Origin of the sequence: Cobetia sp. 29-18-1, from assembly GCF_029846405.1 — a bacterium.
GTDB classification, from domain to species: Bacteria; Pseudomonadota; Gammaproteobacteria; order Pseudomonadales; family Halomonadaceae; genus Cobetia; species Cobetia amphilecti.
The window spans coordinates 431,214-456,562 of record NZ_JARWKS010000001.1; the positions used below are offsets into that span (position 1 = coordinate 431,214).

The window sequence follows — 25,349 nt, forward strand, 5'->3', positions numbered from 1 at the left end:
GTTACACGGCGTCTGCAACTTTTGGCCAGTCGAGCGTCACAATGCTTGCCGCCCGACAGGCTTGTCGCTAACTTGACGTTTACGTTAACTGTAGATGACTGGTGCCCAGTCATCTCACTTCGCCCCGGAGCACCACTCAGGAGCCAGTCACGCCATGACGCCAAGCGATACAACAACAAACCGCACGTCACGCGCCGCCTCTGCTGCATCTGCGAATTCACACGCCATGCAACCCGCCGCCAGCCAGACGCTGAGCGATTATCTGGCCGCCTTCGATATCCAGACACTGCGCGATGAATTGTTCACCACGCCGCTCGACGCCGACGGCGAAGGCGAGCTCGGCAATGCCTATGAGGCGTGTGTCGGGCGTCATCTGCGCGCCGGGCAGGGCGATCGTATCGCGCTGGTCCACGAAGACGAACAGGGCCGGGTGCGTGAGCTGAGTTACGCACAGCTCGATGAGCAGAGCGCGCGGATGGCGGCTGCCTTGAAGGCACAGGGTGTGATGGCGGGGCAGCGGGTCGCCTGCATGCTGTCGCGCACGCCGGAGCTGATGATCGCGCTGGCCGCGACCTGGCGGCTGGGCGCCGTCTATCAGCCGCTGTTCACCGCCTTTGGCACCGATGCGCTCGACTATCGCCTGTCGCGCGCCGAGACGCAGATAGTGATCACCGAGACGAGCCAGCGCAGCAAGTTCACTGAGCTTGCCCGCCATCCCGTGATCATCTGCGTGCGCGGTGAGGGAGATGCGCTGGAGGCGGGCGATCTCGACTGGCAGACATTGATGCAGAGCGAGCCACTGACCGAGCCGCCGGTGTGGCTTCCGGCGGAGGCGCCCTTCCTGCAGATGTTCACCTCCGGCACGGTCGGCAAGCCCAAGGGCGTGGCGGTGGCGCTGAATGCGCTGCCCGCCTTCTGGCTCTATCAACGACTGGCGGTGGACCTGCGCCCCGGCGAGCGCTTCTGGAACATGGCCGACCCCGGCTGGGCCTACGGCCTCTACTACGCCATCACCGGCCCGCTGCTGCTGGGTGCCACCACCTACTTCATGCAGGCGCCGTTCAGTGCAGAAGGCGGGCTGGCCTTCATGGAGCGTCACCGCATCGACAATTTCGCGGCCGCGCCCACGGCCTATCGCATGCTCAAGGCCTCCGGGCTTGGTGAAGGCGCCTTCGAGCGCCTGAACCTGCGGGTCGCAAGCTCGGCCGGCGAGCCCCTCAACACCGAGGTGGTGGGCTGGGTCGCGCGGGAGCTGGGCTGTGCGGTGATGGACCATTACGGCCAGACCGAGACCGGCATGACCTGCTGCAATCATCACGCGCTGGCCCATGAGGTCGTGGTTGGCAGTGTCGGCTTCCCGCTGCCCGGCTATCGACTGGCCGTGCTCGACGCCGAGTATCGTGAGCTGCCGCCGGGCGAGCCGGGTGTGCTGGCGGTGGATATCGCCCGCTCTCCCGCGCACTTCTTCGCCGGCTACACCTGGCAGGAAAAACAGCCCTGCGTCGAGGGTTATTACCTGACTGGAGACGTGGTGGTGGCAGAGCCCGATGGCCGCTTCACCTTCGCCGGGCGTGATGACGACATCATCACCACCGCGGGCTATCGCGTCGGCCCGGCGGATGTCGAGAACGCTGTGCTGGTGCATCCGGCGGTGGCGGAATCGGCGGCGGTCGGCAAGCCGGATGCGCTGCGCGGCGAGATCATCAAGGCCTATGTGGTGCTGCGCGATGGCCATGTCGGCAGTGACGAGCTGGCGGAGGAAATTCGCGCCAGCGTGCGTCAGCGACTTTCGGCGCACAGCTATCCGCGCGAGATCCACTTCGTCGACAGCCTGCCCAAGACGCCGTCGGGCAAGATCCAGCGTTTCCTGCTGCGGGCACAGGCGCGCGAGAGCTGAACACCGAGGCATACACGCGGCTTTCAGGCACGGCCGGCTATCCGGCGGGGCTTGTCTGTTACCACGCGCCTGTTACCACGCGCCTGTCACCACCGGCCTGTCACCACGTGCCTGTCACCACAGGTCTGTCATCACCTTCCTGCCATCACCTTTCGGGAGACTCGTTTCATGAAGATCGCCGACCACTGCTTTCTGATCACCGGCGCAGCATCCGGCCTCGGGGCCGCCACGGCCTCACGTATCGTCGCGGCCGGCGGCCAGGTGGTGCTGGCGGATCTTGCCGAGACCGCACGTGAACAGGCCGATTCACTGGGGGAGGCGGCACGCTTCTGTCATTGCGATATCACCGACAGCGCCAGTGTCGAGGCCGCGCTGGATGTCGCGGAGCAGACCTTCGGTGCCATTCATGGAGTGATCCATTGCGCCGGCGTGGTGAGCGTCGCCAAGCTGGTGGACCGTGACGGCGAGCCTGCTCCGCTCGAGGGCTTCGAGAAGACGCTGGCGATCAATCTTAGCGGCACCTTCAACGTGGCGCGCCTGACGGCGGCACGCATGGCGCGCAATGCCGCCGAAGGCGAGGACGGCGAGCGGGGCATCATTCTCAATACCGCCTCGGTCGCGGCCTTCGATGGCCAGGTGGGGCAGTGTGCCTATAGCGCCTCCAAGGCCGGGGTCGCCGGCATGACGCTGCCGATGGCGCGTGAGCTGGCACGCCATGGCATTCGCGTGATGGCGATCGCGCCCGGCGTGTTCGAGACACCGATGATGGCCGGCATTCCGGAGCCGGCCCGCGAAGCGTTGTGCGAGGCGGTGCCGTTTCCCAAGCGTCTGGGCAAGCCCGATGAGTTCGCGCGTCTGGCCGAGCACATCATCACCAACAGCATGCTCAACGGGGAGGTGATCCGCCTCGATGGCAGCATTCGCATGGCCTGAGGCTGGCGGGTAAGACCTTTATCGTCTGGATCGGGCTCTCTGGATCAGCTTTCTGGAGAGAGCACGGTACACAAGGAATCTTGCAGGACAGGTTATCTCTGGGGGAGATATTGCTCGATCGCGGCTGCGGTCGGGCTTTTTTGTTTCTGTTTTTAGTGTGTGTCTTTTTGTGTCTGCCGTGCGCGCGGCGCGGCCTGAAGACAGGGCTTGCCATTGATGAGACAGGGCTTGCCACCAATGTCGCAGGTCAGAAATCAAACGACCGCTTGACGGTATGGCGAAGGAGGCGTTAATTTCAAACACATGTTTGATAGTGTTGCGTCAGACCTGTTCGCCGCCAGCGACTCGCTTCTTCATTGCTCGAGTGAGTGTTGCGCCGCCTGACAAGCGTCCTGCCGCCACCTGTCGTTGTTCAGGTCAGTGCCGCCGCGTCGCGACGGCTCAAGGAGTAAAGCATGCCGGACTATCAGGCGCCGTTGCGCGACATCCGCTTCGTGATGAATGAGCTGCTCGACTATCCCGCGCACTATGCCAGCCTGCCGGGTGGCGATGAGGCCAGCGACGATATCGTGACCGCCATCCTCGAGGAGGGCGCACGCTTCGCGCACGAGGTGCTGACGCCGCTGAACCAGTCGGGCGATCGCGAGGGCTGTACCTTCGAGGGCGGCGAGGTCAAGGCGCCGAGCGGCTTCAAGGCTGCCTATCAGCAGTATGTCGAGGGCGGCTGGCCGAGTCTGGCTGCCTCACCGGAGCATGGTGGTCAGGGCCTGCCGCCGTCACTGGCGATGGTACTCTCGGAAATGGTTGCCTCCGCCAACCTGTCGTGGGGCATGTATCCGGGTCTGTCGCATGGCGCGATGAATGCACTCGAGCATCACGGCAGCGAGGTGCTCAAGCAGACCTATCTGACCAAGCTGGTCGAAGGCAGCTGGACCGGCACCATGTGCCTGACCGAACCGCATTGCGGCACGGACCTGGGACTGATCAAGACCCGCGCCGTGCCACCGGATGACAGCGATGGCAGCAAGGGCTACCGCATCAGCGGCACCAAGATCTTCATCTCGGCCGGTGAGCACGATCTGTCCGAGAACATCGTGCACCTGGTGCTGGCCAAGCTGCCGGATGCTCCGGAAGGCTCGCGTGGCATCTCGCTGTTCGTGGTGCCCAAGTTCCTGCCCGACGCCAATGGCGAAGCCGGTGAGCGCAACGGCGTCAGCTGTGGCTCCATCGAGCACAAGATGGGCATTCACGGCAACGCGACCTGCGTGATGAACTTCGATTCCGCCACAGGCTATCTGGTCGGCCCGCCGCACAAGGGACTGGCCTGCATGTTCACCATGATGAATGCCGCGCGTCTCGGCGTGGGGATCCAGGGCGTGGCGCTGGCCGAGGCCAGCTTCCAGAATGCGCTGAGCTATGCGCGTGACCGTCTGCAGATGCGTGCCCTGTCTGGCGCCAAGGCACCGGAGAAGGCGGCCGACCCGATCATCGTGCATCCGGACGTGCGCCGCATGCTGCTGACCCAGAAGGCCATCGCCGAGGGCGGGCGCATGCTGGTGATGTACGCCGCCCAGTTCAATGACATCGTCGAGAACGCCCCGGACAGCGAAGACAAGGCACGTGCCGATACCTTGCTCGGCCTGCTGACGCCCATCGTCAAGGCCTTCCTGACCGAGACCGGCTTCGAGGCGACCAATCACGGCGTGCAGGTCTATGGCGGCCACGGCTTCATTCAGGAGTGGGGCATGGAGCAGTTCGTGCGCGATGCGCGTATCACCCTGCTCTATGAAGGCACCACCGGTATCCAGGCGCTGGACCTGCTGGGCCGCAAGATCCTGATGAGCCAGGGCGAATCGCTAAAGGTCTTCACCAAGGAGATCCACAAGTTCTGTCAGGCCAGCGAAGGCAGCGAGTTTGCCAATCCGCTCGCCGAGCTCAACCGCGAATGGGGCGAGCTGACCATGGCGGTGGGCATGGGTGCGATGCAGGACCGCGAAGCGGTCGGCGCGGCCAGTGTCGATTACCTGATGTATGCCGGCTACGTCACGCTGGGCTACCTGTGGGCGCGGGCCGGTGAGACGGCCAGGGCCGCGCTGGCGGCCGGCGAAGGGGACGCTGCCTTCTATCAGGCCAAGCTGGATACCGCGCGCTTCTACTTCCAGCGCATCCTGCCGCGCACGCAAGGCCATGCCGCGATGATTCGTGCCGGTGGCGAGACGCTGATGGCGCCGACGGTGGAAGGCTTCGGCAGCGGCTTCGAGATCTGATGACGGCTTCAAGCCTGACAGCAGTTTCAAGCCTGACAGCAGTTTCAAGACTCAGCAGTTAGATGTATCGGCAACAGTCGTGTCTTATGCCTCCAGTCAGTGCGCTCTGACTCGGTACCCTTGGGGAGACTTCGGTCTCCCCATTTTTTGTGCGTCTTGAGGGGAGCGCGGGTTTTCCCCGACACGAGCAATCAATCTCGTTTCAGTCTTGGCTTGTGACAGGCATGCGCCCAAGATAGGCGCATCGAAGGCTGTCCCGAGGAACCCGCGGGGCAACGACTCGCAAGTACTGATGGCAAGTACTGATGGCAAGCACTGACAGGATAGGTGGCGCAGGATGCACGCGAACGATACGCCTGAGGAAAGATCGCGACACGAGGAAGTGCCGCCCGAGGCGCAGATGGCTGATGCGCAAGCGCCTGACGATAGCGTTGGCGAGCCACGCAGCGTCAGTGAGGGCACTTCCATCGAGGAGGCCGTGACACGCATGCAGGTGCCACGCGACGAGCGTCAGCAGGAGGCGCTCGAACGCTCCGGACGTTCTCGCCATGCGCCCAATGTGCGCCGCGCGCTGGAGATTCACCCCTTGCTGGTCGGCATGGCCGCAGTGGTCATCATCATCGGCGGCCTCAAGCTGGCGGCGGACCTGGTAGTCCCGCTGCTGCTGGCGGTGTTCGTCGCCGCGGTCTGCGACGCGCCGGTGCGCTGGCTGGCCCGTCACGGCATCGGGCAACGCTTCGGGGTGCCGATCGTCATCCTGACGGTCTGCGTGCTGTTCTCGTCGCTGACGGCGCTGCTGGTCTCGCGCTTCACCCTGTTCAGCGATGAGATGCCCAAGCTTGAGGAGAGCCTGCGCGAACAGTATCAGAGCATGCTGGAATGGCTGGCGGACAGCGGCGTATCCATCGCGCCGGCCCGCTTCAGCGAGCTGGTCGACCCGGCCTCGTTGACCCAGTGGGTGCCGAACCTGCTGACCGGACTTGGGGGGCTTCTGTCCTCGAGCGTGATCATCGTGCTGACGGCCACCTTCCTGCTCTATGAGGCGCTGTCACTGCGCGACAAGCTGGTCAGCACGCTGCGCAGCCCGCATGTCAGTCTGCGCCGCTTCACGCTGTTCTCGCTGACGCTGCGCCGCTATCTGGCGGTCAAGACCTTGATCAGCCTCGTGACCGGGGGACTGGTCGCGATCAGCTGTCTGGTGCTCGATGTGGAGTTCGCCTTCCTGTGGGCCACGCTGGCCTTCTGCCTCAACTACATCCCCAACATCGGCTCGGCGCTGGCCGCGGTGCCTGCGGTGTTGCTGACGCTGGTGATGCCGGAGGGTGGCGCGGTCAAGGCGTTGATGCTGGGCGGCTGTTATCTGGCGATCAACTTCATTCTCGGCAACTTGATCGAACCGCGCGTGATGGGGCGCACCCTGGGGCTGTCGACGCTGGCCGCCTTCCTGTCGCTGGTGGTGTGGGGCTGGGTGTTCGGGCCGGTGGGCATGCTGTTGTCGGTGCCGATCACCATGACGCTCAAGATCGCCTTCGACTCGCACCCGGGCACGCGCTGGGCGGCGCGTCTGCTGGGCCCCTCCGTGCGCCGGATTCGCCGTCGTCGACGCATGGCGGAGGAATGACCCGCGAGCCAGCTCTGCGAGGATGACCCGCTGCCTGAATGCCAAAGGCCCCGTCACGCATAGCGTGACGGGGCCTTTGGTTATCGAATCAGTGCGCGGTGGCTGGCGGGGCAGTCACCTGTCAGCAAGTCGACTCAGAGGTTCTGCTCGATGAACTGGCTCAGCTGACCCTTGGACTGGGCACCGACCAGAGAGGCGACCTTGGCGCCGGACTTGAACAGGATCACGGTCGGCACGCCACGCACGCCTTGCTCGGCAGCGATTTCCGGCGCGTCATCGACATTGACGTTGACGATCTTCAGGCCTTCGCCTTTCTCGTTGGCGACTTCTTCGACGACCGGCGCCATCATCTTGCACGGACCACACCACGGGGCCCAGAACTTCAGCAGGACCGGGGCTTCAGCGTTGAGAACTTCCTGTTCGAAGTTGGCGCCGGTGACATCGACGTGATTGGACATCTTGTTTCTCCAGGGGATTCGTTTCGCTGTCTGCGGCATTGCCGGACATGCAGGCTGCGTCCGATGGTAGCGCCACTTTGCATCACTGACAAATGGGCATTGTCCATCGGCTCAATAGCACGGGGTTATGATCGCTAGTGTTTTTATAGCTGTTTTATTGGTTTGAGGGAATAGCAACGGGGCAGGCAATGTGGATTGCCTGCCCCGACTTTGGTATTGCCTGTGTGAAGGATCCCGCAGCAAGGAGAGCTCAGAAGAAGGCGTAACGGATGCCCAGCCCCAGCAGCAGTGTCGTCAGCAGGCCCTGCAGCAGGCCGCTGGGCATGTGGCGTGTCAGGCGTGCGCCCAGGCTGATGGCGGGCAGTGAGCCGACCAGCAACGCGCCGAGCAACAGGAAGTCGACGTTGCCCAGCCACAGGTGGCCCAGTCCCGCGACCAGGGTCAGCGGGACCGCGTGAGCGATATCGGTGCCGACGATGCGCGCGGTGCTCAACAGCGGGAACAGCATGATCAGCACGGCAGCGCCGAAGGCGCCGGCACCCACGGAGGACAGGGTGACGCACACGCCGAGCACGATGCCTGACAGCACGGTCAGCGGTGCCGCGTGGCGTACGATGAAGCTTTCCGGGCTGATCAGCCCCAGCAGGCGCTTCTTGAACAGCAGCACGCCGGCGGTGAGGATCAACATCACGCCCAGCATGCCCTTGATCAGGCCCGCGTAGGCGGTGGGGTCAGTGAAGAAGGTGTGCAGGACCGCAATCGTCAACAGCGCCGCCGGCAGCGAGCCGATGGCCAGGCGCCGGGCGATGGTCCAGTCCACATGGCCCTGGCGATGGTGCGCGAAGGCACCGCCTGCCTTGGTAATGGAGGCATAGAGCAGGTCGGTGCCCACGGCGATGTGCGGCGGGAAGCCGAACATCAACAATAGGGGCGTCATCAGCGAGCCGCCGCCCACGCCAGTGACACCGACCGCGAAACCCACTCCGGCGCCTGCCAGCACGTATAGCAGCAGTTGTGTGACTTCCATCCCTACCTACCCCCTTGTCAGGTTACTGTCGCCAATCTACTCTTGAGCGTATATTCCCGAAAGGAATCATTATTCATGATTTTATCGCCCGATCATCTTAGCAAGGTGACCGGCCATGTCCGGGCCACTGTCACGCCGCGTCGCGTCGATGGTGCTTCTCAGGAGAGTGAAGCCGCATGAAACTCCAGCAGTTGCGTTATATCTGGGAAGTCACCCGTCACAACTTGAATGTGTCCGCCACCGCGCAAAGTCTGTATACCTCCCAGCCGGGCATTTCCAAGCAGATTCGTCTGCTGGAAGATGAACTTGGCGTCGAAATTTTCGCACGCAGTGGCAAGCACCTGACGCGGGTGACCCCGGCCGGCGAGTCCATCGTCGAGCTGGCAAGCCAGGTGCTGCGCACGGTGGAGAACATCAAGCACGTCGCCCAGGAGCACAGTGACGACCGTCGCGGCAGCCTGTCGATCGCCACCACGCACACCCAGGCGCGTTATGCCTTGCCGCCGGTGATCGCCGATTTCACGCGCAAGTACCCGGATGTCGCGCTGCACATGCAGCAGGGCACGCCGAAGCAGATCGCCAACATGGTCAGTGAAGGTCAGGCCGATTTCGCCATCTGCACCGAGTCGCTGGAGCTGTTCAACGACCTCATCCTGCTGCCGTGCTATCGCTGGAACCGCTGCGTGCTGGTGCCCAAGGATCATCCGCTGGCCAATGGCGAGGAGCTGACCCTCGAGTCGCTGGCCAGTTATGCGCTGGTCACTTACACCTACGGCTTCACCGGGCGCAGCCAGCTGGACGATGCCTTCAAGTCCCACGGCCTGGCGCCCAACGTGGTGCTGACCGCCTCGGACGCCGATGTCATCAAGACCTATGTGCGTCTCGGCATGGGCATCGGCATCGTCGCGCACATGGCGGTGGACGAGGTGGCCGACGAGGACCTGGTCGCGCTGGACGCCACGCATCTGTTCGAGAGCTCCACGACCAAGATCGGCATCCGTCGCGGCACCTTCATGCGCAGCTACATGTTCGAATTCGTCGAGCGCTTCGCGCCGCACCTGACGCGCGAGCGTGTTGAAGCGGCACTGGCCGCCGGCCCGCGCCACGAGCACGAGATCTTCCACGATATCGAGCTGCCGGTGCGCTGAGTGCCGGTGCGCTGAGTGCCGGTTGGCTGAGTGTCGGTGGACTGAGTGTCGGTGGACTGAGTGCCGCTCGCCTGATCTGCCACAGTACAGATGAAAAAGCCCGCCTCCTGAGAGGCGGGCTTTTTGCTGGCTGGGCGGCTCGAGCGCACAGCGTCAACCACAGGGCTCAGTGTGCCAGGTGCAGGCCACACTCGCGGTTGTCTTCCGCCTTGGTCGGGTCGACGTAGTCGAACTCGTTGGGCAGGTCGTGGGCGACCAGATACTCGTGCATCTGCTTGGATGACCAGTTGAGCACCGGGGCGACCTTGATCAGGCCATCGCCGTTCAGCGAGACCGGCTGCATGCCGGCACGGAAGGCGGTGTCACTGGCGCGCACGGCGGTGAACCACATCTCGGGGTTCAGCTCGCGCAGCGCACGTTCGAAGGGTTCGAGCTTCACTTCATGGGTGAAGGCTTCATGGCGCGGGTCATCGATATGCGGCGTGAGGCCATCGACGGCTTCACGGTGGGCGCGAGTGCGCTGCGGCAGATAGATGATGCGGTTCAGGTTCAGCTTGCGCGTCACCTCATCGGCGAAGCGATAGGTGGCATCGGTGTTGTAGCCGTTGTCCATCCACACGATCGGGATGTCAGGACGGAAGCGCGTCACCATGTGCAGGATCACCGCCTCGAAGGGACGGAAATTCGTGGTGCAGATGGCGTGCTTGTCCAGCGACAGAGCCCAGCGGGTCAGGGCTTCCGGGTCGTTGCCGAATTCGGCATTGATGCGGGCGAGATCGAAGGTATCGGACATGAGGAATCTCCAGAACGAGGGCACGTCCGATGGAGCGGGGCGCAGGGCTGATCAATGGCCAGGAAAGGCCATCAGCAGAGGCGGGTAGCGCTCAAGGAGACGTGCAGGAATGCGCCTACCCTATCAAAGGCAGGCACTGCTTCCCCAATACGAATTCGTTCGAACGTTATATGCCATCGAGTTATGGCGCTCATGACGCCTTATAACGCCGCCTGTCAGCCAAGCGCTTCCATCAGGCGCTGGATCTTGGCCAGGCTCTCGCGGTATTCGGCCTCTTCCTCGGAGTCGGCGACCAGACCGCCGCCGCCCCACAGATGCACCTGGCCCTCGGCGATCACCGCCGTGCGGATCGCGATGGAGGTATCCATGTGGCCGCGGATATCCAGATAGCCGAGGCTGCCGCAATAGGCGCTGCGGCGCACCGGCTCCAGCTCCTCGATGATCTGCATGGCGCGGATCTTGGGCGCGCCGGTGATGGAGCCGCCGGGGAAGGCGGCGCCGAGCAGATCCAGCGCATCGCGTCCGTCATCCAGGGTGCTGGTGATGGTGCTGACGGAATGGTGCACGTTGGCGTAGCTCTCCAAGGCGCACAGTGATGGCACCTTGACGCTGCCGGGCGCGGAGACGCGGCCCAGGTCATTGCGCAGCAGGTCGACGATCATCACGTTCTCGGCGCGGTCCTTGGGGCTTTCCAGCAGCTCGGCGGCCAGCCGCGCGTCCTCTTCCGGCGTCGCGCCACGTGCGCGGGTGCCCTTGATCGGCTTGGTCTCGACCGCGCGATGATTGACCTCGACGAAGCGCTCCGGCGAGACGGAGACGATCGCCATCTCCTCGCCCTGGGCGTCCTGCCAGCTCAGATAGCCGGCGTAGGGTGTCGGCGTGGCTTGACGCAGGCGCAGGTAGGCATCCCAGCTGTCGCCACTGCAGTCGGCGGAGAAGCGCTGGGTCAGGTTGATCTGATAGCAGTCACCGGCATGCAGATACTCCATCACCTGGCGGAAGCGTTCGCCGTAGCTCGCGCGGTCCAGCAGTGGTGAGAAGGGGGTGTCGAGGGCGAAGTCGGCGCTGCGCGGCGCCGGTTTCTCCAGCCACTCAAGCACCTGCCGGCGCCGTTGGGGCGAGGCGATCAGCCAGCTCTGCTGGTGCTGATGGTCACTGATCAATGCCCAGTCATAGAGACCGAGACGCGCCCAGGGCAGCGCGATGTCGTCCTCGGTCGTGGCGGGTAGGTCTTCCAGCGCGCGCCCGAAGTCGTAGCTCCAGTAGCCCAGCAGGCCGGCGATGAACGGCAGGTCCTCGGCGCTCAGGTCGTGCCGGGCGAGCTCTTCGCCTGCCAGCGTCTGCGGCAGCAGGGTCAGCAGCTGGCGCTGGGCCTCGATCACCGGCAGGCGGGCGAGGCGCTCCAGCGCTTCACTGAACTGGCTCAGGTCACGCATCGACTCCGGCAGCGGGCCGGTGAGCTTGCCGCCGTGTGGGCCTTGCTCCAGCACGGCCAGCGGGTCGCTGCTGATGATGTCGAAGCGACCACCGGCCAGCGACGGCTGGCCGCTGTCGAGCAGCACGGCGTCGGGACGTGAGCGCAGGCGTGCGAAGCGCGACAGCGTGGAGGCTTCATCCTCGGCGGCGAGGGCGTAGGGCAGGGCGTTGATTTCGAGCGAGATGGTCATGACAGCTTCCGTTGGCGGACAGGGCATTCTAGGCATCCGAAGGCGTTTTGTCCGCCCATGCGTGCGGATTCCGGTGAGTGGCTGGCCTTGTCGGCTTGCCGTTCTCCCGTGCGCTGATTAAGGTGCCTGCCTTTGAACGCCCCGCGTCGTCATCGATGACTGCCCTGACGCGCGTGCTGACGTTCGCCCAGCCCTCTTGCCCAGTCTCTCGCCCAGCCCCTGGCACCCCACCGGAGCCCCTGCATGCATCCCGAGTTCGAACACGGCCAACATCTGCTGTCACGTCCCGATCAGAACATCTTCTGGCAGCGTCTCAAGCGGCATGGCGCCCAGGGCGGGCGTCGACTGCTGATGCTGCACGGCGCGGGCGTGGCCGGCACGCTGACCTGGGCACCGCTGGTCGGGCATCTCACGGCCCATGATGAGCTGATCATCCCGGACCTGCGTGGCATGGGGCAGACGCTGGCGCCGCAGGGCGGCGAGCCTCCTTTCACTCTCGAGCAGGTGGTCGAGGACGTGATGGCGCTGATCGAGACCCAGCGCATCACGCATTTCGACCTGATCGGCTACAGCTTCGGCGGGCTGGTCGCCATGCGTCTCGTCCAGCGTCTGCGCGCCGAGCGCCCGGAGGTGAAGGTCGGCGACATCAGTCTGCTGGAGCCGGCGCTGCTGGAGCGCGAATGCCACGCCACCATGCTCAAGGTGCGTGACGGCTACGCCGAGGCGGCGCGCGCCATGCGCGAAGCCCCAAGCCCCGAGGCGGGCATCACCGCCTTCCTCGATCTCATCTCGCCGCACCGTACGCGCAACCCGCGCGCCGAGCGCATGATGGTGGCGCGACTGGCGCATCGTCATCTGGGCTTCGCCAATGCGCTGGACTGTGTCACGCATGCCGTGCGCGAGATCGACCGCGAGGCGTTGCTGGCCGACGTGCTGGCCTCAGGCAGCGAGGTGCGCAGCCTGGTCGGCGGCAAGAGCCCGCAGACCCTGCGCGACTATCACAGCCTGCTGGCCGAACGTCATGCGGGTTGGCAATCGCTGGAAATCCCCGGCACCGATCACTCGCTGCCTTTCCAGAAACCCCGCCGCATCGGCGCGGAGCTCAGCTTCACATAAAACGCGTGATTGTCGACAAGCCGACCGATGAACGGTCTGGCATTGAGACTCAAGACGCCCCGTCAGCCTGTGCTGGCGGGGCGTCTTGAGTCTCGGCTGCTACCGGCTGGCGTGCCTCTGGCCTGTCGAAGTGAGAAGACTGGCATGGCGGCGTCTCAGGCGGTTAAGCCTTGTTCTGGCAGCCGTTTATCCAGCGCATGCCAGCTCTCTTACGCCAAAGGTGTAGAGGATATGGCGGATTGCATCTTGACCCACTCAGGCTCGCTGGCTAGTCTGGCAGTCATTGAACGATTGTCGACAATGGTGCTGAAAGTCCCTCATCGCCATTGTCCTGTCTCAGCCCCTTGTCCAGCCGGATTGCCTGACCGCCATGACCACCGATGCCTTTCACAATGCCACCACCGCTCGAAGCCTCGCGCGCGGCGCCACTGCCGAGCAGGCAGGCCACACCGCCTCCGCGAGTGCTCCGGCGCCTGAGGTGCGCACCCTGGCCGAGCGCGTCTTCCACCAGCTGCAGGACGCCATCGTGCGCGGCGAGCTGGCACCGGGCAGCAAGATCACCGAGCCGGGGCTGGCGCAGGCCTATGGCATCTCGCGCGGCCCGCTGCGTGAGGCGATGCGTCGCCTCGAGGTCCATCGCCTGATCGAGCGCGTGCCCCACGTCGGCGCGCGGGTGGTCAAGCTCTCGATGACCGAGCTGCTGGAGCTGTTCGACGTGCGTGAGGCGCTGGAGAGCATGGCCGCGCGTCTGGCGGCGCGGCACATGACGCAGGAGGAGGTCGCGCGGCTGCGCAGCGTGCTCAAGACCCACGAGCAGCAGTCGGACCTCAAGACCGGCACCGCCTACTTCCAGAAGGAAGGCGATCTCGACTTCCACTATCAGATCGTCCTCGGCAGCCATAACCATATGCTGATGACGATTCTCTGCGACGACCTCTACTACCTGGTGCGCATGTATCGCACCCAGTTCAGCGCCAGTGGCTCGCGTCCGCAGAAGGCCTTCGTCGAGCACCACCGTATCGTCGATGCCATCGAGGCCGGTGACGAGGAACTGGCGGAGCTGCTGATGCGGCGCCACGTCAGCGCCTCGCGGGAGAACGTCGCCCGCCGCTATGCCGCCACGCTCAAGGAAGAGCAGGGCGAGGAGTGAACTGCCACACCGCTTGCGACCGGATCACCCCCAACAATTCCAACCCCGTCATGGGCCCAGCCCGGGAGATGTCATGTCACGCCATCTGAGTTCCACCGCCTTGCCAAGCCCCGGCGCCCGCTTCCGCGCGGCGCTGGAAGCCAACCGTCCGCTGCCCATCGTCGGCACCATCAATGCCTATACCGCCATCATGGCCGAGCGCGTCGGGCATCAGGCGATCTACCTGTCCGGTGGCGGCGTGGCCAACGCCTCCTACGGGCTGCCGGACCTGGGCATGACCAGCATGAATGACGTGCTGGAAGACGCACGCCGCATCACCGCCGCCAGCGAGCTGCCGCTGCTGGTGGACATCGACACCGGCTGGGGCGGCGCCTTCAACATCGCGCGCACCATTCAGGAGATGGAGCGGGCCGGCGTGGCTGCCGTGCACCTGGAAGACCAGGTCGCCCAGAAGCGCTGCGGGCATCGTCCCAACAAGGCCATCGTCTCCAGCCAGGAAATGGTCGATCGCATCAAGGCGGCCGCCGATGCCCGCCGTGACGACGACTTCTATCTGATCGCGCGTACCGATGCCTTCCAGAAGGAAGGGCTCGAGGCCGCCGTGGCGCGTGCCAATGCCTGTGTCGAGGCCGGGGCGGATGCCATCTTCGCCGAGGCGGTGCATACCCTCGAGGACTACCGTGCCTTCTGCGAGGGCGTCGACGCGCCGATTCTGGCCAACATCACCGAATTCGGCGCCACGCCGCTGTTCAATCAGCGCGAGCTGGGCGATGTCGGCTGCCGGATGGTGCTCTATCCGCTGTCCGCCTTCCGCGCCATGAACGCCGCCGCCCTCAAGGTCTACCAGAACATCCACGACAAGGGGGACCAGAAGGACGTGGTCGACGACATGCAGACCCGCATGGAGCTCTACGACTTCCTCGATTACCACACCTTCGAGCAGAAGCTGGACACCCTGTTCGAGGCCGAAAGCCGCAAGGATTGATGCCAGACGCTCGAGACGGGCGCCATGTCTCGTATCAGGAGGCCATTGGCTTCACGGGCCGGCACTTCCGGCCCGACCGTTTCTCCCTCGCTGGCAAACGCCTGGCCGGCGAGGGGCTTGACGCTTTATGCCCTACAAGAAAAAGAACAACTCAATGACGTCACTGCCAAGGAGATCGCGCCATGTCAGATACCACCGCTACCCCGAGCCCTAGTGCCTCCAGCGGCCTGCGCGGCCAGAGTGCCGGCGAGACCGCCCTGTGCACCGTCGGCCAGACCGGCTCCGGCCTGCGCTATCGCGGCTACGATCTGGAGGATCTCGCCGCCCACGCAAGCTTTGAAGAAGTCGCCTATCTGCTGCTCAAGGGCAAGCTGCCCAATCGTTCGGAGCTGGACGCCTACATCACGCGCCTCAAGGAGTTGCGTGGTCTGCCGGATGCCCTGAAGGCGGTACTGGAGCAGATTCCGGCCAGTGCCCACCCGATGGACGTGATGCGCACCGGTTGCTCGATGCTCGGCAATCTGGAGACCGAAGAGAGCTTCGATGAGCAGTCCGATCAGGCCGACCGCATGCTGGCGGTGTTCCCGTCGATCATCAATTACTGGTATCGCTTCAGCCATGATGGCGTGCGCATCGACACCGAGACCGATGACGACTCCATCGGCGCGCACTTCCTGCACCTTTTGCACGGCGAGGCCCCCAGCGAGCTGCATGCCGCGGTGATGAATACCTCGCTGATCCTCTATGCCGAGCACGAGTTCAATGCCTCGACCTTCACCGCGCGTGTCTGCGCCTCGACGCTTTCTGATCTGCACTCCTGCGTGACCGGGGCCATCGGCTCGCTGCGCGGACCGCTGCATGGCGGTGCCAACGAGGCGGCGATGGCGATGATCGAGAACTGGCGCTCACCGGAGGAAGCCGAGCGCGAGATTCTCGGCATGCTGGAACGTCGCGAGAAGATCATGGGCTTCGGCCACGCCATCTACCGTGAACGTGACCCGCGCAACGCCATCATCAAGGAATGGTCACGCAAGCTGTCCGAGGATGTGGGCGACACTCAGCTCTACGCCGTTTCCGAGCGCGTCGAAGCCGTGATGTGGCGCGAGAAGAAGCTGTTCTGCAATGCCGACTTCTTCCACGCCAGCGCCTATCACTTCATGGGCATTCCCACCAAGTTGTTCACGCCGATCTTCGTCTGTTCACGCCTGACCGGCTGGGCGGCGCATGTCTTCGAGCAACGCGCCAACAATCGCATCATCCGCCCGAGCGCCGATTACACCGGCCCGGAGCACTGCGACTGGCTGCCCATCGAGCAGCGCGACTGACCCTTTCCTCGGCCAGTCAGCGTGCTGGCCGATCGTTTTCTTGACCGCCTGATGAGTCCGGATGCCCATGAATACCGAGTATCGCAAACCCCTGCCTGGCACGGCGTCACCGGGTACCCCGGTCGACTACTTCGATGCGCGTGCCGCCGTGGAAGACATCGCCCCCGGCGCCTACGCCGGTCTGCCCTATACCTCACGCGTACTGGCCGAGAACCTGGTACGTCGCTGCCCGCCGGATCAGCTGCGTGACAGCCTCGTGCAATTGATCGAACGTCGGCGTGATCTCGATTTCCCCTGGTACCCCGCGCGCGTCGTGTGCCATGACATCCTCGGTCAGACCGCGCTGGTCGACCTGGCCGGTCTGCGCGATGCCATCGCCGAGCGCGGCGGAGACCCGGCCAAGGTCAATCCGGTGGTGCCGACCCAGTTGATCGTCGACCACTCGCTGGCGGTGGAGCACGCCGGCTTCGACAAGGACGCCTTCGCCAAGAATCGCGCCATCGAGGAGCGTCGCAACGAGGACCGCTTCCACTTCATCGACTGGACGCGTCAGGCCTTCGAGAACATCGACGTGATTCCGCCGGGCAACGGCATCATGCACCAGATCAATCTGGAGCGGATGTCGCCGGTGATCGAGTCGCGCGCCGATGAGAAGGGTCATCAGGTCGCCTTCCCGGATACCCTGGTGGGCACCGACAGTCACACGCCGCATGTCGATGCGCTGGGCGTGATCGCCGTCGGCGTCGGCGGGCTCGAGGCCGAGAGCGTGATGCTGGGGCGTGCCTCCTACATGCGTCTGCCGGACATCATCGGCGTGCGCCTCACCGGGCGTCCGCAGCCGGGCATCACCGCCACCGACATCGTGCTGGCGTTGACCGAATTCCTGCGCGCCGAGAAGGTCGTCTCCTCCTATCTGGAATTCTTCGGCGAAGGCGCGGCCAGCCTCACCCTGGGCGATCGCGCCACCATCTCCAACATGACGCCGGAGTACGGCGCCACGGCGGCGATGTTCTACATCGACCAGCAGACGCTGGACTATCTGACGCTGACCGGGCGTGAGCCGGAGAACATCGCGCTGGTCGAGCGCTACGCGCGTGAGACCGGGCTTTGGGCCGACGAGAGCGGTCATATCGAAGGCGCGGTGGAATATGAGCGCGAGCTGACCTTCGACCTGTCCTCGGTGGTGCGCACCCTGGCGGGCCCCTCCAACCCGCACAGTCGCGTGCCGACCAGTGAGCTGGCCGCACGCGGCATCTCCGGGGTGATCGAGCATGAGCAGGACGAGGACGGGCGCGACCTGATGCCGGATGGCGCGGTGATCATCGCCGCCATCACCAGCTGTACCAATACCTCGAATCCGCGCAACGTCATCGCCGCCGGCCTGCTGGCCAGACGCGCCAATGCGCTGGGCCTGACGCGCAAGCCGTGGGTCAAGACCTCGCTGGCGCCGGGCTCCAAGGCCGTGCAGCTATATCTGGAAGAGGCGGAACTGCTGCCGGAGCTCGAACAGCTCGGCTTCGGTATCGTCGGCTTCGCCTGTACCACCTGCAATGGCATGAGCGGTGCGCTGGACCCGGCGATCCAGCAGGAGATCGTCGAGCGCGATCTCTATTCCACCGCGGTGCTGTCCGGCAACCGCAACTTCGATGGCCGTATCCACCCCTACGCCAAGCAGGCGTTCCTGGCCTCGCCGCCGCTGGTGGTCGCCTACGCCATCGCCGGCACCATCCGCTTCGACATCGAGAAGGATGTTCTCGGGCATGCGCCGGATGGCTCGCCGATCATGCTCAAGGACCTGTGGCCGAGCGACGAGGAGATCGACGCCATCGTCGGCTCCAGCGTCAAGCCGGATCACTTCCGTCAGGTCTACATCCCGATGTTCGAGGCCCGTCAGGATCGCGACGACACGACCAGCCCGCTCTACGACTGGCGCGAGATGAGCACCTACATCCGTCGTCCGCCGTACTGGGAAGGCGGCCTGGCCAGCGCACCGACGCTCAAGGGGATGCGGGCACTGGCGGTGCTGGGGGACAACATCACCACCGATCACCTGTCGCCCTCCAATGCCATCATGGCCAGCAGTGCGGCGGGCGAGTATCTGGCCGCGATGGGCCTGCCGGAGGAGGACTTCAATTCCTACGCCACTCACCGTGGTGATCACCTCACCGCGCAGCGGGCCACCTTCGCCAATCCCAAGCTGATCAACGAGATGGCCGTGGTGGAAGGGGCGGACGGCAAGCGCGAGGTCAAGCAGGGCTCGCTCACGCGCCTGGAGCCGGAAGGCAAGGTGGTACGCATGTGGGAGGCCATCGAGGCCTACATGCAGCGCAAGCAGCCGTTGATCATCATCGCGGGCGCGGATTACGGCCAGGGCTCGTCGCGTGACTGGGCGGCCAAGGGCGTGCGGCTGGCGGGCGTCGAGGCCATCGTCGCGGAAGGTTTCGAGCGTATCCACCGCACCAACCTGGTCGGCATGGGCGTGATGCCGCTGCAGTTCGCCGCCGGTACCACGCGCAAGACGCTGGCGCTGGATGGCAGCGAAATCTACGCCGTCGAGGGTGAGCCGGCGCCGGGGGCAGAGCTCACGCTGGTGATCGAGCGCACCGCCGGTGACAAGGCAGGCAAGCTCGAGCGCGTGCCGGTCACCTGTCGTCTCGATACCCGTGAGGAAGTCTCCATCTACTCGGCGGGCGGCGTGCTGCAGCGCTTCGCCGAAGACTTCTTGAGCTCGCAGGCACCGGGCGAGCCGGCGGCGGAGGTGACGGCATGAGCCAGCAGGCACAGCTCAGGATTCCCGCCACCTATCTGCGTGGCGGCACCAGCAAGGGCGTGTTCTTCCTGCGTGATGAGCTGCCGGAAGCGGCGCAGGTGCCGGGCCCGGCGCGTGATGCCCTGCTGTTGCGCGTGATCGGCAGCCCCGACCCCTACGCCAAGCAGATCGACGGCATGGGGGGCGCGACCTCCAGCACCAGCAAGACGGTGATCATCAGTCGCAGCGAGCAGCCGGACCACGACGTCGACTATCTGTTCGGCCAGGTCTCCATCGACTCGCCCTTCGTCGATTGGAGCGGCAACTGCGGCAATCTCTCGGCGGCGGTCGGGCCCTTCGCCATCGAGAAGGGGCTGGTGCCGGCCGAGCGCCTGCCGCGTGATGGCATCGCCGAGGTGCGTATCTGGCAGGCCAACATCGCCAAGACCATCATCGCGCGGGTGCCGATGTGCGAGGGGCGCGTCCAGGAAAGCGGCGACTTCGCCCTGGATGGCGTGACCTTCCCGGCCGCCGAAGTGGCGGTCGCCTTCCGCGACCCCGCCGCCGGCGAGGGCAGCATGTTCCCCACCGGCAATGTGGTCGATACGCTGGAAGTACCGGAATCGGTGGTCGCGGGCGGGCGGATCCGGGCGACCCTGATCAATGCTGGCATCCCGACCATCTTCGTCGATGCTCGCGATCTCGGCTATCAGGGCACCGAACTGCAGGAAGCGATCAACGCGGATGGCGAGGCCCTCGCACGCCTCGAGACATTGCGCGCCCACGGCGCACTGCGCATGGGGCTGATCCAGGAGCTGGGTGAGGCCGCCAGGCGTCAGCACACCCCCAAGGTCGCCTTCGTGGCACCGCCGGTGGATCACGTCGTCTCCAGTGGTCGCGAGATCAAGACCGACGAGATCGACGTGCTGATTCGCGCCGTATCGATGGGCAAGCTACATCACGCCATGATGGGCACCGCGGCCGTCGCCATCGCCGCGGCGGCCGCGGTACCCGGCACGCTGGTCAATCTGGCTGCAGGTGGCGGGGCCGATGCTGAGTCTGGGGTCGGGCAGAATGGCACCGCGCGTGACTCGGTGTGCTTCGGGCATCCCTCCGGCACGCTCAGGGTCGGCGCGAGTGCCCATCGTCAGTCACCTTCGGGTCAGGACGGTGACGACCAGCAAGGCGAGGGCGAATGGACCGTCAGTGAGGCCGTGATGAGTCGCAGCGCGCGTATCCTGATGGAAGGTTGGGTGCGGGTGCCGGCGGAGACCTTGATGTGCTAGCGCCGGTATTGGCAGGCGATGGTCTACTGTCAATATATCTCTCTTGATATCCCTCCCGCGGCATCCCGATGAAAGCCGGCCTGGCATGCATGTGCAGAGGGCCGGCTTTCGCGTTTCTGTGGTGCGGACTCGGGTATTTCGGGGGACATGCCGGTATCGCGGGAGATGCATGCGAGCAAAGACGATCCACGACAGGAGATCACACATGAGCACGCCATCCTCTGATCAGACGGGCGACAGCCGTCTCAGCGCCACTCAAGCCAGTAAAAGTCAGGCCAGTACCAACCAGGCCAGCGCCACTCAAGCCAGTGCCAACCAGGCTAGCGTCAACCAGCGCCCGGACTATGACCCGGAGCTGCAGCAGATCGCCGACTATGTGCTGGGGTATTGCGACGATCCTCGTATCGCGGATACGGATACGGATACGGATGTGGATGGTCTGGCCGGCAAGAGCGAGCGCTCAGGTCCCTCGGCAGAGGCGATGGACACCGCTCGCCTGTGTCTGATGGATACCCTCGGCTGCGGCATCCTGGCGCTGCGCTTCCCGGAATGCACCAAGCATCTCGGCCCGCTGGTGGCTGAGACCGTGGTGCCGCATGGTGCACGGGTGCCCGGCACCGCCTTCAGTCTCGATCCCGTCAAGGCGGCGTGGGATATCGGCTGCACCATCCGCTGGCTGGATTACAACGACACCTGGCTGGCGGCGGAGTGGGGGCATCCCTCGGACAATCTCGGGGGCATTCTGGCGGTGGCGGATCACCTCTCGCGCCAGCGTGTCGCGCTGGGCAAGCCACCCCTGGTGATGCGTGATGTGCTGGAGAGCATGGTGATGGCCCACGAGATCCAGGGCGTGCTGGCGCTGGACAATAGCTTCAATCGCGTCGGGCTCGACCATGTCATGCTGGTCAAGATCGCGACCACGGCCGTGACGGCGCGCTTGATGGGGGCGAATCGCGAGCAGTTGCTGTCGGCGCTGTCGCACGCCTTCGTCGATGGCCAGAGTCTGCGCACCTATCGTCATGCGCCCAATGCGGGCTCGCGCAAGAGCTGGGCGGCGGGGGATGCCACCTCACGCGGCGTGCGGCTGGCGGACATTGCCCTGCGTGGCGAGATGGGCGTCCCCGGCGCTCTCAGTGCGCCGCAGTGGGGCTTCAATGATGTCTCCTTCAGTCACGGCAATAGCGATCTCGCCCTCAAGCCTGAAGACGAACGGCACCTGACGCTGGCGCGACCTCTGGGCAGCTATGTGATGGAGAACGTGCTCTTCAAGGTCTCCTTCCCGGCCGAATTCCATGCCCAGACCGCCGCCGAGGCCGCCGTCCAACTCCACCCCGAGGTGCGCGGCCGCCTCGAGGAGATCGAGCGCATCGAGATCACCACCCACGAATCGGCGATCCGCATCATCTCCAAGCAGGGTGCGCTCGCCAATGCGGCGGACCGCGATCACTGCCTGCAATACATGGTCGCGGTGCCGCTGATCTTCGGCGAGTTGAACGCGGACCACTATGAAGATGGCTTCCATGCCGCTCACCCGGAGATCGACCGGCTGCGTGACAGGATGGTCGTCAAGGAAGAGGCGCGCTTCACCCGCGAGTATCTGGAAGCCGACAAGCGCTCGATCGCCAATGCCCTGCGGGTGGTCTTTTGCGATGGCAGTGCCACCGAGCAGGTGACGGTGGAATACCCGCTGGGACATCGTCGGCGGCGTGAAGAGTCGCTCGTCCCGCTCGAGGACAAGTGTCGGGCCAATCTGGCCACCTGCTTCCCGCCCTCGCGGTGCGACACCTTGATGGCGTTGCTGGGCGATCGCGAGCGACTCGAAGCACTGCCGGTGCACGAGTTCATGGCGCATTGGGTGCCGTGAGGTTGCCGGCCGCATGATGCCCCGTTGGCAATCAGTCATCCAATTGACTGGTGCCGTCATCCGGTATGGGTAAACTGGAAGCGGATTGCACAGGAAGATCGACAGGGGCGCTTGCAAAGACTCGCCGGAGAGCGGGACAACGCCTGCAGGGCCTTCATTGCAAAGGCATCATCACAAGGGACTCATCATGAAAACATTTCTGCTGCTGGGCGCCATCGCGCTGATCGTCATCTACGTGATCTCGATCTACAACAAGCTGGTCAGTCTCAAGGCGCGCTTCGAGAATGCCTTCGCGCAGATAGAGGTGCAGCTCAAGCGGCGCTATGACCTGATTCCCAATCTGGTCGAGACGGCCAAGGGCTATCTGAGTCATGAGCGTGGCACCCTGGAAGAAGTGATCAATGCCCGCAACAAGGCGATGGCCGCCTTGAATGCCGCAGCGGCGCATCCCGGCAGCATGGACAAGCTGGCCAGCCTGGCCGGTGCCGAGCAGGGGCTGGCGGCGAGTCTGGGCAAGCTGGATGTGGTGGTTGAGGCCTATCCGGAGCTCAAGGCGGACCAGACCATGAGCGATCTGATGGAAGAGCTGACCGCCACCGAGAACCGCGTCGCCTTCGCGCGTCAGGCCTACAACGATGCCGTCACCGACTACAACGTCTATCGCCAGAGCTTCCCGCAGGTGGTGTTCGCGCCGACCTTCGGTCATCGCAGTGATGCAGGCCTGCTGGCCTTTGATGACAGCGTGAAGATTCGCCAGGCCCCGGATGTCAGCTTCTCGTGAGTCGACCGGCTGATGCTTCTCTCGCAGCGGCCTTGCGCTGTGATCCTGACTGGGTAGATGGCGAGCGCGAATGAATTTCTATCATGAGCAGGACAGTGCGCGGCGTCGAACGCGGCTATTGCTGCTGGCCTTCACGGCCATGTCGCTGGTGGTGTCTCTTGCCGCCGGCGCCGTGGTGCATGTCGCGATCAGCAGTTTCCTGGGGCGCCCGGCCGCCACGACGTTTGAATATGTCTGGCCAGTGGCGAGCATCATCTTCCTGTGCAATGCACTGGTTGCGGCGCGTGAATTGAGACGCCTGCAGCAGGGCGGTGCGGTCGTGGCCGCACGCCTGGGTGGCAAGCTGGTGGATGTCGAGACCCAGGACTCGCGCGAGCGGCGGGCACTGAATGTCGTGGAAGAGATGGCGATCGCCGCCAATCTGCCCACGCCGCAGCTGTTTCTGCTGCCGCATGAGGCGATGATCAATGCCTTCGCGGCGGGCTATCGGCCACATGATGCGGTGATCGCGCTGAGTCGCGGGGCGTTGGAGCAGCTGGATCGCAACGAGCTGCAGGGTGTGGTCGCTCACGAGTTCGCCCATATCGCCAATGGCGATATTCGCCTCAACCTGCGTCTGGCGAGTGCGGTCCACGGCCTGGTGTTTCTCTCCGAGGCGGGGCGCTTCCTGATGGGTGCGGGGCGCATCGGCTTCGTGTTGGGCAGGGCGCGCTCCTCCGGTTCCGACAAGAAAGGCGGCATGCCACAGCTGATGCTGGTCGGTGTGGCGCTGTGGTTGCTCGGCAGTCTCGGCGGGCTGGGCGGCAGGCTGTTGCAGCGCGGGGTCGCGCGCTCACGCGAATATCTCGCCGATGCCAGTGCAGTGCGCCTGACGCGTTTCCCGGATGGCATCGCCTCGGCCCTCAAGCGTATCGGTGGCATGGGCTGGCAGGGGCGTATCCAGCATCCGCGCGCCATGACCTACAACCATCTCTTCTTCGTCGAAGCGCGTCCGCCATGGCTGACGGGCTGGTTCGACTCGCATCCGCCGCTGGATGAACGCATCAAGCGCCTGGAACCCCGTTGGGACAGGCAATATCTGAGCGCGCGCCAGCAACCGGTGCATACCTTCGAGCAGCAGGGGCCCATCGGGGCAGAAGTGCTTGGCGGGGTCATGGCGGGTATCGCCGGCGCGGCCGTCATGGGCGAGCTGTCGCGGTCCCGGGGTGAGCTCGAGAACCTGACGCTGTCGCGCTTTCTCTGCCCGCAGCTGGTGGTGGCGATGATCGCGCCCTCGGAGCTCACCCGGCGTGGGGTCTGGCTCACCGAGCTTGAGCGTCAACATGACTGGCTGGATGGCAAGCGCGTGCGCGAGGCGCGGCGCAAGCTCGAGTCCTTGCCGCGGGTCGAGTGGATTCCCTTGCTCAACCGGTTGATACCGCGCTGGCGGGAAGCGGATGAGCGCGCGCATCGCATGCTCAAGGCGCAGACACCTCCGCAGGACATGTTCATCTGGTGCCTGTGGCAGTTGCTGCTGGAGTCACTGGACCCGCGGATCGATCGCAAGAGTGACTCGCTGGCCCTGCAGCAATGCCAGCCGGCCTGTCAGCACTGGCTCGTGCTGATGGTCGGACTCATCGACGATGAAGCGCTGCGCAAGGACATCTTCCTGGATGCCAGTGCAGAACTTGGTCTGGCGCTTGCGTATCCGCAGTCGCAGCCGGATGGGGATAATCCTGCGCTGCGCTGCCGTCATCTCACGCAGCTGGCTCACCTGCGCCCGATGGACAAGCAACGCTGGTTCACGGCGCTAGCCCAGGTGGTGCATGCCGACCAGACGCTGGCCGATGAGGAGGTGGCCCTGCTGACACTGCTGGCCCGCGTCATGCAGCTGCCGGAGGCGCGCCTGGAAGCGGCGCTTGAGACACAGTCGCATTCGCGTGGTGGCTGGCAGGCGCGCCCAGTGTCACGACCCGCGGACGGCAAGGCGGTCTGAGTATTGATCAGGCGAGTGGCTGTTTTCTGCGTCAAAAAGCTCTTGCCATCAAGCCGATTCCTGCGTAAAGTACGCATCCGCTGCCGGGGACGCATGGCGTTACCAGCGGTGAAAGAGGTTTGCAGGTGATTGTTTTGCTTGATGTTTTTGAAGTCCGCTTCGACATCATCGATTGACAATCCCGGGCGATTCGCTAGAATACGCCGCACTCCTTACGGAACAGGTGATCGAGCAACGCTCCTCACCGCTTGATGATGCTTAGAGGCAGTCGACTGACTCATCATCAAGTGCTTGACTTCTCAAGCGT

18 protein-coding genes are annotated in these 25,349 nt (G+C 64.6%); 14 read left to right on the plus strand and 4 right to left on the minus strand.

The annotated features are described in order from the left end of the window. Positions 1–226: 226 nt before the first annotated feature. From QD208_RS01720 to QD208_RS01735, 4 genes are all read left to right on the plus strand, one after another. Positions 227–1,897, plus strand: coding sequence for an AMP-binding protein (locus QD208_RS01720; RefSeq protein ID WP_279835422.1), 1,671 nt, complete (start codon positions 227–229; stop codon positions 1,895–1,897). A 168-nt stretch (positions 1,898–2,065) separates the two neighbouring features. Then, a complete protein-coding gene (locus tag QD208_RS01725; protein ID WP_279835424.1) occupies positions 2,066–2,830 on the plus strand; it encodes an SDR family NAD(P)-dependent oxidoreductase in 765 nt (254 codons plus the stop codon). 455 nt (positions 2,831–3,285) lie between these two features. Further along, the gene (locus tag QD208_RS01730) at positions 3,286–5,097 is read left to right on the plus strand and encodes an acyl-CoA dehydrogenase C-terminal domain-containing protein (protein WP_279835426.1); all 1,812 of its coding nucleotides are present in this window, start codon (positions 3,286–3,288) and stop codon (positions 5,095–5,097) included. Between the two features lie 400 nt (positions 5,098–5,497). Then, on the plus strand, positions 5,498–6,718 hold the full coding sequence (locus tag QD208_RS01735) for an AI-2E family transporter (protein ID WP_225347551.1): 1,221 nt from the start codon (positions 5,498–5,500) through the stop codon (positions 6,716–6,718). Positions 6,719–6,852: 134 nt separating this feature from the next. Here the strand turns inward: QD208_RS01735 and trxA are convergent, their stop codons facing one another. After that, on the minus strand, positions 6,853–7,176 hold the full coding sequence (gene trxA / locus QD208_RS01740) for a thioredoxin (RefSeq protein WP_043333971.1): 324 nt from the start codon (positions 7,174–7,176) through the stop codon (positions 6,853–6,855). 250 nt (positions 7,177–7,426) lie between these two features. After that, the gene (locus tag QD208_RS01745) at positions 7,427–8,203 is read right to left on the minus strand and encodes a sulfite exporter TauE/SafE family protein (protein ID WP_043333970.1); all 777 of its coding nucleotides are present in this window, start codon (positions 8,201–8,203) and stop codon (positions 7,427–7,429) included. A 176-nt stretch (positions 8,204–8,379) separates the two neighbouring features. On the opposite strand from QD208_RS01745, the gene cysB reads away from it, so the two are divergent. Further along, positions 8,380–9,351, plus strand: a complete 972-nt coding sequence (cysB, locus tag QD208_RS01750) for an HTH-type transcriptional regulator CysB (RefSeq protein ID WP_043333969.1) — start codon at positions 8,380–8,382, stop codon at positions 9,349–9,351. Positions 9,352–9,517: 166 nt separating this feature from the next. Here cysB and QD208_RS01755 read toward each other — a convergent pair whose 3' ends face one another. Next, entirely contained in the window at positions 9,518–10,144 is a 627-nt protein-coding gene (locus QD208_RS01755; protein WP_107335490.1) for a phosphoadenosine phosphosulfate reductase family protein, read from the minus strand. Positions 10,145–10,359: 215 nt separating this feature from the next. Beyond that, entirely contained in the window at positions 10,360–11,811 is a 1,452-nt protein-coding gene (gene pabB, locus QD208_RS01760) for an aminodeoxychorismate synthase component I (RefSeq protein WP_279835428.1), read from the minus strand. Positions 11,812–12,054: 243 nt separating this feature from the next. Between pabB and QD208_RS01765 the strand changes: the two genes are divergently transcribed. The 9 genes from QD208_RS01765 to QD208_RS01805 all read left to right on the plus strand — a co-directional run bounded on the left by QD208_RS01765 (position 12,055) and on the right by QD208_RS01805 (position 25,042). Next, positions 12,055–12,927, plus strand: a complete 873-nt coding sequence (locus tag QD208_RS01765; RefSeq protein WP_279835429.1) for an alpha/beta hydrolase — start codon at positions 12,055–12,057, stop codon at positions 12,925–12,927. A 370-nt stretch (positions 12,928–13,297) separates the two neighbouring features. Next, complete coding sequence (locus tag QD208_RS01770; protein ID WP_279835430.1) at positions 13,298–14,077, plus strand: GntR family transcriptional regulator; 780 nt, start codon at positions 13,298–13,300, stop codon at positions 14,075–14,077. 73 nt (positions 14,078–14,150) lie between these two features. Beyond that, positions 14,151–15,062, plus strand: coding sequence for a methylisocitrate lyase (gene prpB, locus QD208_RS01775; protein ID WP_043333964.1), 912 nt, complete (start codon positions 14,151–14,153; stop codon positions 15,060–15,062). Between the two features lie 182 nt (positions 15,063–15,244). After that, a complete protein-coding gene (gene prpC / locus QD208_RS01780; RefSeq protein WP_279835433.1) occupies positions 15,245–16,387 on the plus strand; it encodes a 2-methylcitrate synthase in 1,143 nt (380 codons plus the stop codon). A 67-nt stretch (positions 16,388–16,454) separates the two neighbouring features. After that, complete coding sequence (gene acnD, locus QD208_RS01785; protein WP_279835466.1) at positions 16,455–19,157, plus strand: Fe/S-dependent 2-methylisocitrate dehydratase AcnD; 2,703 nt, start codon at positions 16,455–16,457, stop codon at positions 19,155–19,157. After that, positions 19,154–20,422: a 2-methylaconitate cis-trans isomerase PrpF gene (gene prpF / locus QD208_RS01790; RefSeq protein ID WP_279835434.1), complete on the plus strand. Its 1,269-nt coding sequence runs from the start codon at positions 19,154–19,156 to the stop codon at positions 20,420–20,422. Before acnD ends, prpF begins: the two co-directional genes overlap by 4 nt. A 205-nt stretch (positions 20,423–20,627) precedes the next feature. Next, the gene (locus QD208_RS01795) at positions 20,628–22,286 is read left to right on the plus strand and encodes a bifunctional 2-methylcitrate dehydratase/aconitate hydratase (protein WP_279835435.1); all 1,659 of its coding nucleotides are present in this window, start codon (positions 20,628–20,630) and stop codon (positions 22,284–22,286) included. A 187-nt stretch (positions 22,287–22,473) separates the two neighbouring features. Continuing rightward, positions 22,474–23,067, plus strand: coding sequence for a LemA family protein (locus QD208_RS01800; RefSeq protein WP_054555402.1), 594 nt, complete (start codon positions 22,474–22,476; stop codon positions 23,065–23,067). Positions 23,068–23,137: 70 nt separating this feature from the next. Next, positions 23,138–25,042 carry a M48 family metallopeptidase gene (locus tag QD208_RS01805; RefSeq protein WP_279835436.1) on the plus strand — a complete coding sequence of 635 codons (1,905 nt, stop codon included), beginning with the start codon at positions 23,138–23,140 and terminating at the stop codon, positions 25,040–25,042. Positions 25,043–25,349 lie beyond the last annotated feature (307 nt).

What these genes read in the sequence shown, in the direction of transcription:
- QD208_RS01770 (WP_279835430.1), top strand. Translation starts at nt 13,298, where the DNA reads ATGACCACCGATGCCTTTCACAATGCCACCACCGCTCGAAGCCTCGCG.
- QD208_RS01755 (WP_107335490.1), bottom strand. Translation starts at nt 10,144, where the DNA reads ATGTCCGATACCTTCGATCTCGCCCGCATCAATGCCGAATTCGGCAAC.
- pabB (WP_279835428.1), bottom strand. Translation starts at nt 11,811, where the DNA reads ATGACCATCTCGCTCGAAATCAACGCCCTGCCCTACGCCCTCGCCGCC.
- QD208_RS01725 (WP_279835424.1), top strand. Translation starts at nt 2,066, where the DNA reads ATGAAGATCGCCGACCACTGCTTTCTGATCACCGGCGCAGCATCCGGC.
- QD208_RS01805 (WP_279835436.1), top strand. Translation starts at nt 23,138, where the DNA reads ATGAATTTCTATCATGAGCAGGACAGTGCGCGGCGTCGAACGCGGCTA.
- trxA (WP_043333971.1), bottom strand. Translation starts at nt 7,176, where the DNA reads ATGTCCAATCACGTCGATGTCACCGGCGCCAACTTCGAACAGGAAGTT.
- QD208_RS01735 (WP_225347551.1), top strand. Translation starts at nt 5,498, where the DNA reads ATGGCTGATGCGCAAGCGCCTGACGATAGCGTTGGCGAGCCACGCAGC.
- prpF (WP_279835434.1), top strand. Translation starts at nt 19,154, where the DNA reads ATGAGCCAGCAGGCACAGCTCAGGATTCCCGCCACCTATCTGCGTGGC.
- cysB (WP_043333969.1), top strand. Translation starts at nt 8,380, where the DNA reads ATGAAACTCCAGCAGTTGCGTTATATCTGGGAAGTCACCCGTCACAAC.
- acnD (WP_279835466.1), top strand. Translation starts at nt 16,455, where the DNA reads ATGAATACCGAGTATCGCAAACCCCTGCCTGGCACGGCGTCACCGGGT.
- QD208_RS01745 (WP_043333970.1), bottom strand. Translation starts at nt 8,203, where the DNA reads ATGGAAGTCACACAACTGCTGCTATACGTGCTGGCAGGCGCCGGAGTG.
- prpB (WP_043333964.1), top strand. Translation starts at nt 14,151, where the DNA reads ATGTCACGCCATCTGAGTTCCACCGCCTTGCCAAGCCCCGGCGCCCGC.
- QD208_RS01730 (WP_279835426.1), top strand. Translation starts at nt 3,286, where the DNA reads ATGCCGGACTATCAGGCGCCGTTGCGCGACATCCGCTTCGTGATGAAT.
- QD208_RS01800 (WP_054555402.1), top strand. Translation starts at nt 22,474, where the DNA reads ATGAAAACATTTCTGCTGCTGGGCGCCATCGCGCTGATCGTCATCTAC.
- prpC (WP_279835433.1), top strand. Translation starts at nt 15,245, where the DNA reads ATGTCAGATACCACCGCTACCCCGAGCCCTAGTGCCTCCAGCGGCCTG.
- QD208_RS01795 (WP_279835435.1), top strand. Translation starts at nt 20,628, where the DNA reads ATGAGCACGCCATCCTCTGATCAGACGGGCGACAGCCGTCTCAGCGCC.
- QD208_RS01765 (WP_279835429.1), top strand. Translation starts at nt 12,055, where the DNA reads ATGCATCCCGAGTTCGAACACGGCCAACATCTGCTGTCACGTCCCGAT.
- QD208_RS01720 (WP_279835422.1), top strand. Translation starts at nt 227, where the DNA reads ATGCAACCCGCCGCCAGCCAGACGCTGAGCGATTATCTGGCCGCCTTC.